General features: G+C 72.5%; 6 protein-coding genes and 1 pseudogene. 5 read left to right on the top strand and 2 right to left on the bottom strand.

The features are described 5' to 3' along the window. From D455_RS31175 to D455_RS0120645, 4 genes and pseudogenes are all read left to right on the top strand, one after another. Nucleotides 1–211, top strand: a pseudogene (locus D455_RS31175) (sugar ABC transporter permease); the annotation flags it as partial. Nucleotides 212–555: 344 nt separating this feature from the next. After that, on the top strand, nt 556–1,344 hold the full coding sequence (locus tag D455_RS0120655) for a sulfite exporter TauE/SafE family protein (protein WP_017572595.1): 789 nt from the start codon (nt 556–558) through the stop codon (nt 1,342–1,344). A gap of 298 nt (nt 1,345–1,642) precedes the next feature. After that, complete coding sequence (gene dxs, locus D455_RS0120650) at nt 1,643–3,568, top strand: 1-deoxy-D-xylulose-5-phosphate synthase (RefSeq protein ID WP_017572594.1); 1,926 nt, start codon at nt 1,643–1,645, stop codon at nt 3,566–3,568. Between the two features lie 75 nt (nt 3,569–3,643). Then, nucleotides 3,644–5,038 carry an FAD-dependent oxidoreductase gene (locus D455_RS0120645; protein WP_017572593.1) on the top strand — a complete coding sequence of 465 codons (1,395 nt, stop codon included), beginning with the start codon at nt 3,644–3,646 and terminating at the stop codon, nt 5,036–5,038. Between the two features lie 37 nt (nt 5,039–5,075). Here the strand turns inward: D455_RS0120645 and D455_RS31170 are convergent, their stop codons facing one another. Both D455_RS31170 and D455_RS0120635 read right to left on the bottom strand, forming a co-directional pair. Beyond that, complete coding sequence (locus tag D455_RS31170; RefSeq protein ID WP_017572592.1) at nt 5,076–5,930, bottom strand: neutral zinc metallopeptidase; 855 nt, start codon at nt 5,928–5,930, stop codon at nt 5,076–5,078. 503 nt (nt 5,931–6,433) lie between these two features. Then, a complete protein-coding gene (locus D455_RS0120635) occupies nt 6,434–7,216 on the bottom strand; it encodes a TetR/AcrR family transcriptional regulator (RefSeq protein ID WP_017572591.1) in 783 nt (260 codons plus the stop codon). Nucleotides 7,217–7,365: 149 nt separating this feature from the next. Between D455_RS0120635 and D455_RS0120630 the strand changes: the two genes are divergently transcribed. Beyond that, on the top strand, nt 7,366–9,597 hold the full coding sequence (locus D455_RS0120630; protein WP_017572590.1) for an MMPL family transporter: 2,232 nt from the start codon (nt 7,366–7,368) through the stop codon (nt 9,595–9,597). Nucleotides 9,598–9,701 lie beyond the last annotated feature (104 nt).

Raw genomic sequence — 9,701 nt, 5'->3', positions numbered from 1 at the left:
CGGCGGCCCCAGCCTCTTCGGCGGCCGGGGCAACGCCTACTCCGCCCTCCTGGGCGGTCTGGTCCTGGGCGCGATCACCTCCGGCCTCCTGCTGCTCCAGATGAACACCGCGGTCCGGTTCATGATCACCGCGGCGGTGCTGCTGATCGCGGTCATCCTGGACGCGGCCTCCCGCCGGGGTCGCAAGACCCACGCCAGGGGAGGCGGGTGAGGAGGCGGACAGGCCCTCTCCCGGGGCGGTGACGGCGCCCACTCCCCGCCGTCGCCGCCCGCTCCGACCCGGTCCGGCGACCCAGACGCCGGGCCGGGTCCCCGTGGCCTCGGCCGTCGGTGCNGGCCGAAGGCGTCTCCGTACGGGAGCCGGGGAGACCGCCACGGGGCGGGGCGAACCCGCCGAGATCCTCCCGCGCGACACCCAGCGCTCGACCCTCCGGACCCCGCGGCGCGCACTGGCCCCGGCCCACGTGGACGGCGGCCGACGTCAGGCGCCGCTGTCATCCCATCCTCCGACCTCCTGAACCCGACCGGAGAGGTGGGGATGTAACGTCGCACGCCATGTTCCCGGAACTCCCCGCACCCGCGGAGATCCTCGCCCCCAGCGGCCACGGTCTGCTCGCCCCGGACGACCTGTGGGCGTTCGTCCTCTGCGCGGCGGTCGCCGTCCTGGCCGGGGCCCTCGTGCAGAGCACCGTCGGACTGGGGCTCGGCATGGTCGCCGCCCCCGTCCTGTCCTTCCTGGATCCCACCCTCATGCCCGGGGCGCTCCTGGTCACCGTGATCATCCTGCCCGCGCTCACGCTCCTCCAGGAGTGGCGCCACGTGGACTGGCGGGGAATCGCCTGGGGGCTGCCCGCGCGCCTGCCCGGAACCGTCCTGGGCGTGTGGGTGGTCGCGGTCCTGGACCCGCGCGCCCTCGCCGGTGCCGTCGGGGCGATGGTGCTCGTGGCGGTCGCGCTCTCGGCCTGGTCGCTGCGGGTGCGCATCACCCCGGTCTCGCTCGTGGCGGCCGGAACCCTGTCCGGTTTCACGGGCACCGCCACCACGATCGGCGGCCCTCCCATGGCGCTGCTGTACCAGCACGAGGAGCCCTCCAGGATCCGCGCCACCCTGGCCGCGTTCTTCCTCCTCGGCGGGGCGGTCTCCCTGACGGCGCTGGCCGTGGGCGGTCAGATGGACACCCGGACCACCGTCGTCGGGTTCTGCGCCGTCCCCCTCGTCATCGCCGGCTTCCTCGCCGGTACGGCGCTGCGCCGCCGCGTCAACGCCGGGCGGATGCGCGTCGCCCTGCTGGCGGTGGTGTCCACCTCCGCGCTGGGCCTGCTCGCCCAGGCCGCGTTCGGGTGAGCCGCGTTCCCGCCGCGTCGGAGCCGTCACCGGGAGTGACCAGGGCCGACGTGGTTCCGGGACCGAGTAATGTACGCGAAAACCCGGAACCCGGCGGCGCCCCGCGCGCCGCCGGTCACCGGGGAGACCGTACCGGCGGCGCTTCCGGGGCCCCAACCTCGGCGGGGCTGGGTACGACCCGGGAACGTAGGCCCATAAACTCGGGTATGTATACCTGCCGGTAGCCAAGCCGGGCCCACGTCAGGGGCGCGGGGAGGCAGACGCAACGGACACGCGGGACGAGGGGACTGACGAGACAGTGGCACTGTTCGAGTCGATACACAATCCGGAAGCGCTCAAGAAGCTCCCGGCCGACCAGCTCCCTGCGCTGGCACAGGAGATCCGGGACTTCCTGGTCGACTCCTGCTCGCAGACCGGCGGGCACCTGGGCCCCAGCCTCGGCGTCGTCGAACTGACCATCGCGCTGCACCGGGTCTTCGACTCCCCGAAGGACCCCATCCTCTTCGACACCGGCCACCAGGCCTACGCGCACAAGATCCTCACCGGACGCCACGACTTCACCAACCTCAAGTCCGAGGGCGGCCTGTCCGGTTACCCCTCCCGCGCCGAGTCCGAGCACGACTTCGTCGAGAACTCCCACGCCTCCACCGCCCTGTCCTACGCCGACGGCATGGCCAAGGCCAACGAGGTCAGGAACCTCCGGGACCGCACCGTGGTCGCGGTCATCGGCGACGGAGCCCTCACCGGCGGCATGGCCTGGGAGGCGCTCAACAACATCGCCGAGCGCAAGGACCGGCGCCTGGTCATCGTGGTCAACGACAACGGCCGCTCCTACTCGCCCACCACGGGCGGGCTGGCCGACCACATGGCCTCCCTGCGCATGGCCCCCGGCTACGAGCAGGCCCTGGACCTGGCCAAGACCACCCTCAACCGCACGCCGGTGGTCGGCCAGCCCATATACGAGGCGCTGCACGGCATCAAGAAGGGCCTCAAGGACGCCATCCAGCCGCAGATGATGTTCGAGGACCTGGGCCTGAAGTACCTGGGGCCCATCGACGGCCACGACGAGCAGGCCCTGGAGACGGCCCTGCGCCGCGCCCGCGACTTCGGCGGCCCGGTGATCGTCCACTGCCTCACCCAGAAGGGCAAGGGCTACGCCCCCGCGGAGAACCACGACGAGGACCAGTTCCACGCCCCGGGACCCTTCGACGTGGCCACCGGCCAGGCCAAGCCCGGCCCGAAGGCGGTCAAGTGGACCTCGGTCTTCGCCGACACCATGGTGGAGATCGGTGACGAGCGCCCGGACGTGGTGGCCATCACCGCCGCCATGCTCCACCCCACCGGCCTCAACAAGTTCGCCGAGGCCTACCCCGAGCGCGTCTTCGACGTGGGCATCGCCGAGCAGCACGCGGCCACCTCCGCCACCGGCATGGCCATGAACGGCCTGCACCCGGTCGTGGCCGTCTACGCCACCTTCCTCAACCGCTGTTTCGACCAGGTGCTCATGGACGCCGCCCTGCACCGCCAGGGCGTCACGTTCTGCCTGGACCGGGCGGGCATCACCGGCAGCGACGGCGCCAGCCACAACGGCATGTGGGACATGTCCATCCTCCAGGTGGTCCCGGGGCTGCGCCTGGCCGCGCCCCGCGACGCCGAGCGCCTGCGCGCCCTGGTGCGCGAGGCCGTCGCCGTCGACGACGCCCCCACCGTCGTGCGCTACCCCAAGGGAGCCGTCGCCGAGCAGGTGGACGCGATCGGCAGGGTGGGCTCCATGGACCTGCTCCGCCGCGCCTCCGACAGCGGTGACTCCAGGGACCTGCTCATCGTGGGCGTGGGCACCATGGCCCAGGTCGCCTGCGAGGTCGCCGACCGGATGGCCGCACAGGGGCTGGGCGTCACCGTCGTCGACCCCCGGTGGGTCAAGCCGTTGGACGAGGCCCTCGTCGCCGAGGCCGCCGAGCACAGCGTCGTCGCCGTCATCGAGGACAACGGCCGCACCGGCGCCGTCGGCGACGCCGTGGCCCGCCTGCTGCGCGACCACGACGTCGACGTGCCGGTGCGTACGTTCGGCATCGCGCAGGAGTTCCTGGACCACGCCAAGCGCGACGACATCCTGCGTGAACAGGGCCTGACCCCCCAGGAACTGTCCCGCAAGCTCACCGAGACCGTCTCCCGCCGCACCGACGCCAAGCCCGCCGGTGAACTGGCCGACGAGACCGCCTGAGCGGGGACGCCCGACCACGGGACCGCCCACCCGTCGGCAGCCCGGGGGACGCCCCCGGGCTGCCAGAATGGGCACATGAGCTCTCCCGAACCTGAGCAGCAGCGCACCGACGAACCGCTCCGGGTGGCCGTGGTCGGATCCGGCCCGGCGGGCGTCTACGCGGCCGACGCCCTCACCCGCCAGGGGCGCGTCCCCGTCCGGGTCGACGTCATGGACCGCCTGCCCACCCCCTACGGGCTGGTGCGCTACGGCGTGGCCCCCGACCACACCAAGATCAAGGGTGTGGCCCGGGCACTGCGCAGGGTCCTGGAACACCCCGACGTGCGCTTCGTCGGCGGGGTCGAGTTCGGTGGTGACCTCACCCGTGCCGACCTGGCCCGCACCCACCACGCCGTCGTCTACGCGACCGGCGCCAGCGTCGACCGCCGCATGGACGTGCCGGGGGAGGATCTGCCCGGCAGCGTGGCCGCCACCGACTTCGTCAACTGGTACTGCGGGCACCCCGACACCGCGCTGGAGCGGTTCGTGCTCGACGCGGAGGAGGTCGTCGTGGTCGGGGCGGGCAACGTCGCCCTGGACGTGGTCCGCATCCTCGCCAAGACCGCCGACGAGCTCCGCCACACCGACATCCCGCAGCCGGTCCTGGACGTGCTCGCCGCCAGCCGCGTGCGCACCGTCCACCTGCTCTCCCGACGCGGTCCCCTCCAGGCCAAGTTCACCGCACCCGAACTGCGCGACCTGCTCGAACTGCCCGGAGCGGACGTCGTCGTGCCCGCGGACCAGATCGACATCGATCCCACCGCCGTGGGCACCGGAGCCCCGGAGCTGCGCGAGGTCGCCCGCGCCGCCCGCACCAACCTCAGGCTCCTGCGGGAGCACGCCGAGCACGAGCCCCGGGGGCGTTCCCGCACCGTCCGCCTGCACTTCTGGTCCCGCCCCCAGGAGCTCCTGGGGGAGGAGCGGGTGACGGGCGTGCGCGTGGAGTCCACCCGACTGGACGCCGAGGGGCGCCTGACGGGCACCGGCGAGACCACCGACCTGCCCGCCGGGATGGTGCTGCGTTCGGTGGGGTACGCGGGCGTTCCGCTGCCCGGCGTGCCCTTCGACCCCGCCGGGCGCACCGTCCCCCAGGAGAGGGGGCGCGTCCTGGACACCGACGGCACCGTGGTCCCGGGCGACTACGTGGCCGGGTGGATCAAGCGGGGCGCCACCGGGGTGATCGGCACCAACAAGTCCGACGCCGCCGGGACCGTACGCGCCCTGCTGGAGGACGCCGAGTCGCTGCGTGCGGCGGCCCCGGAGCTGGTGCCGCTGGAGACGGTGCTGGACGAGCGCGGAATCGCCCACAGCGACTACGAGGACTGGCTGCGCATCGACACCGCCGAGGCCGACCAGGCCGTGGAGCTGGACCGCGGTGAACGGGTCAAGCTCCACGGCTGGGAGGCCTACCGCAGGGTCGTGGGCGGCTGACCGGACGTCCGGGACCGGGGCCGGGGGCAGGGCGGGGTCAGGCGACCTGGCCGGTCTCGGCTCCGTAGGTGTTGCAGGCCGTCATGGTCGTCTCGGTCCACCCCTGTTCCAGCCAGAACGCCCGGTTGATGGCGCTGCCGTGCGTGTCGAGGTCGCCCCCGCTGTTGAAGTGGGTGTTGGCGATCTCCAACGCCTCCTCGTCGGCGTCGGTGAGCCCCCGCAGGCCCACCCCGGCCATGCACTCGGCCTGGAGTTCGGTGCGGCGCAGCGCCTCCAGTTCCTCCTGCTCGCTTCCGGCCTTCGCGCGCAGGCCGTGGGCGACGTCGAGGATGCCCGTGGCGTGCTGCACATGGTGTCCGTACTCGTGGCCGATCAGGGCGAGCCAGACCTCCTCGCTCTGGCCCGGCGGGAGGAGGGCACCCAGGTGGCGCACGTTGGGCAGCACGACGGTGATGCGGGCCAGGTCGCTCTCGTAGTAGGCGAGCGTGTACCCCTCCTCGCCGCCGGGGGAGTCGGGGGCGTCCCGGGTGACGACGAACTCGGGGGTCTCCACGGACAGGCCCAGGTCGGTCATCACCGGCGCCCACAGGGAGTCCAGGCACTCCCCGGTGACGGTCGCGAACTCCTCCCAGGACTCGTCGGACTCCCCGTTCAGGTCGGGAACGTCGCAGTCGACCCGCGTGGGCATGGTGGCGTCGTAGAGGGGATGGTCGACCAGGTCGACCTCCACCGTGTTCGGCCGCGCCAGCAGGCGCTCGTCGTAGAGGGCGGACAGGTCGGTGCCGTGGGAGGGCGGTTCCTCCTGGGGGGTGGTGACGACGATGAGGATGCTCGCGGCCAGGGCGACGAGGGCGATCGCGGCGGCCGCGGAGGAGCCGACCAGGACTCCCACGCGGCCGTGGCGCGGGTTCGGCCGCGCCGGGGGCGGCGCCCACGGGTGGACGGGCGGGTACCAACCGGTGCCCTGGTGGCCCCCGGGGAAGCCGCCGGGCGGGACGGTGTGGGGCGGCGCGTGGGGCGGGAACGGGGGTGGAACGGGGGGTCCGGGCGGCTGCCGCACGGGTGCCTGCCGCACGGGCGGTTGGAACGCGTGCGGCGGGGGAGCCGTCGGTCGGGACGCGGGCGCCGTCGGTACCGGTCGCGGTGCCTGGGGGTGTACCGGTCCCGTGTACGGGGCGTGCCGCGGGTCCGGGGGCTGGTGGCCGGCGGGTTCGCCGAAGGGGTGGGTGCCTCCCGGGTCGGGCCGCTCGGGTCGGGGGGCCTCGCCCCCGGGCCGCTCACCGCCGGATGGGTTCTCCACGGGGTCCGTCCTCGCTATCGTCGCCGCAGCGTGCCGGGCTGGCCATCTTCGCCTGGGGCGAATCCGGCAAGAGTCGCAGACCTCCAGTATGGGGCTTAACCAGGCGTACTCATGGCAGCCGGAGTGCTGCCTTCCGGTGGCCGGTAGTGGACCCCGAGGCCCGTCAACATGTTCTGAAGCTCGGACTCGAAGAGTGGTTCCATGTCGCGCATCACGAAGTTGAGGTGCTCGAAAACCTCCATGCACACGACCCCGTACAGGCGCACCCAGCACGTGCTGAGCACCATGATCGCCTCCACCGGGATGTGCGGCGCCGAGAAGCCGCAGGTGTCGGCGAAGGCACGCAGCTCACGGGCCAGTTCGGGGGTGATGCGCTCCCCGTCGGGCAGCACGAACCGCTCCTCCGACAGCAACCGGTCGAAGAGGGTGTAGAAGGTCGCGCCGAAGCGCCGCCCGGCCTCCACCGCGGGTGTGATGTCCGTCTCGGGTGCCAGGCGCGCGCGCGGGCCGAACATGGTGGCGAACTCGGCCCGGTGCTCGGTCGCCCAGGTCCGGAAGGCGCGCAGCGAGGTGAGGATGCGCAGGTCGGTGTCCTCGGGCGGGACGCTGGCGTCGGCCGCGGCCACCGCGTCGCCCAGTTCCTGGAACATGTCCGCGGTGATCAGTACCAGCAGCGAGTCGATCCCCGAGACGTAGCGGTACAGTCCCGGAGCGGTCATGCCCATCTCCCGGGCGATGGCACGCAGGGACACCCCGGCGGCGCCGTGTTCGACCAGGAGGTCGCGGGCGATCCCCTTGATCTCCGCGAGTGTGGCCTCGCGCACACGCTCGCGGCGGCTCGGCCTCCCGGCGCCCCGGCCCAGCTGCGGTTTCGTCATCTGCTGCGGTACACCCCGTCTCAGGCGCCCGGTCCGGGCGCTGTGGTCCTCGTCGACGATATTGACATCGTAACGCCCGCACGTTTTAGTGAACACCGTTAGCAAACGCTGTTAACGGACATGAGGGCTGTTTCCTGGAGGGGCGGCGTATGCCGACACACACGGGGCTTTTCGGGCGGCTCGGGCGGGGGGTCCACCGCTGGCGCTGGGCGGTCCTCGCCGCCACCGCGCTCTTCGCCGTCTTCTCCGGAGTCTGGGGCTCGGGGGTCTTCTCCGACGTCAGCGACAGCGGCTTCGAGGACCCGGACTCGGAGTCCTCGCGGGCCGCCCGCGTCCTGGAGGAGGAACTGGGCCACGACGGCGTCGACGTCGTCGCGGTCTACCGCAGCGACGAGATCCGGGTGGACAACCCCACCTTCGCGGCGGCCATCCAGCGGATCGCCGAGGACATGCCCGAGGACGCGGTCGCGGACTTCGACACCTACCTCGACGAGGACCTCGGCAGGACCGAGCGCGGCATGCTCGTGTCCGAGGACCAACAGGCCACCTACGTCCCCGTGACCCTCAGCGGGGAGACCCGCGCCGACCGCCTCCACCAGTACGGGGAAGCGGCCGAACACCTGTCCTCCAGCAACCTGGAGGTCCACCTGGGCGGCCCGGTGGCGATCGAGCACGAGCTGATGGAGAGCGCCGAGAGCGACGTCGTGCGCGCCGAGCTCATCACCCTGCCGATCCTGCTGTTCCTGCTCGTGCTGATCTTCGGCGGGGTCGTCGCGGGCCTGGTGCCGCTCACCGTCGGCGGCCTGGCCATCCTGGGATCGCTGACGCTCCTGCGGGCCCTCACCCACGTCACCGAGGTGTCGGTGTTCGCGATCAACGTCGCCACCATCCTGGGTCTGGGGCTGGCGATCGACTACGGGCTGTTCATGGTCAGCCGGTTCCGCGAGGAACTGGGGCGGGGCCGCGGCATCGCCGACGCCGTGAGCCGCACCGTCGACACCGCCGGGCGCACCGTGGCCTTCTCCGGGATCACCGTCGGCATCGCCTTCGCGGGCCTGCTCTTCTTCCCCCAGCCCATCCTCAAGTCGATCGGCTGGGGCGGTATCGCCGTCGTGGTGTTCGACCTGCTGGCCGCGCTGGTCTTCCTGCCCGCACTGATGGCCGTGGTCGGCCGCGGGATCGACCGCCTCAGGCTTCCCCTGCCGCTGCCCCGCCGTACCGTCACCGGTGCCGTGCACGAGCGCACCGGGGCCTGGTGGCGCCTGGCCCGCGTCGTCATGCGCGGCCCCGCCGTGTCCCTGGTCGCGGTCGGCGGCGTCCTGCTGGTCTTCAGCTCCGGACTGGCCGCCACCCAGCTCGGCTCCACCGACCAGCGCTACCTGCCCGCCGACTCCGGAAGCCGGATCGCCACCGAGGCGGTGTCCGAGGACTTCCCCGGCGGGGGCCTGGGCAGGCTCGACGTCGCTGTGCTCGGCGACACCACCGACGAGGCCCTGGAGGAGTACGCCCGGAACCTGGAGGACCTGCCCGAGGCATCGGCCGCCCGCGTGGAGCGCACCGGTGACGGCGTCGCCCACGTCGTGGTCGCCTACCAGGGCGCCTCCGACTCCCCGGAGGTCGCCCAGCTGGTGCGCGACGTCCGCGCCGCACCCGCCCCGGAGGGAGCGGAGGAGACCCTGGTCGGCGGTGTGGCCGCCATGCAGCAGGACAATGTGGCGGCGATCGTCGACGCGGCGCCCATGACCGTGGGCTTCGTCGCCGCGGCGACCCTGCTCCTGCTCTTCCTCGCCTTCGGCTCGATCGTCCTGCCGGTCAAGGCCGTACTCATGGGCGCTCTGTCCCTGGGTGCCTCCCTGGGCGTGGTGGTCTGGGGCTTCCAGGAGGGAGCCTTCGCCGGGCTGCTCGGCTTCGACGCGGTCGGCACCATCGACCCCACCTACCTCGTGCTGATCACCGTCGTCGCGTTCGGACTGGCGATGGACTACGAACTGTTCCTGCTCAGCCGGGTGCGTGAGGAGTACCTGCGCGGTGGTGACAACACGCGTTCGGTGGCGGCGGGGCTCCAGCACACAGGCCAGATCATCACCAGCGCGGCCGTCCTGCTGATGGTGGTGCTCCTGGCGATGGGAACCTCGGACCTGCTCTTCCTGAAGGTCATCGGCATCGGCCTGGCCATCGCCGTGCTGGTGGACGCCACCCTCGTCCGCGCGGTGATGGTGCCCGCGACGATGCGTCTGCTGGGCGGCGCCAACTGGTGGCTGCCCCGGCCCCTGCGCTGGCTGCACGACCGGATCGGCATCTCCGAGGGCGGTGACGACGAGGAGGAGCCCGTGCCCGCCGCTGGGGCGAGGGAGAACGGCAGGGTGTCCGCGGGCGTCTGACCACCTTCCCGACGCCCCGAGCCCCGCCCCGGAGGGGCGGGAGGCCATGGCCGCGACACCGACGATCACCCCACCCCCCGGACTCACGGGAGGAACCGTCGGAG

It is taken from the genome of Nocardiopsis halotolerans DSM 44410, from assembly GCF_000341065.1.
Classification (GTDB): Bacteria; Actinomycetota; Actinomycetes; order Streptosporangiales; family Streptosporangiaceae; genus Nocardiopsis; species Nocardiopsis halotolerans.
The sequence above is the reverse complement of the archived record's forward strand: the minus strand, read 5'-3'. Positions and strand labels throughout refer to the sequence as shown.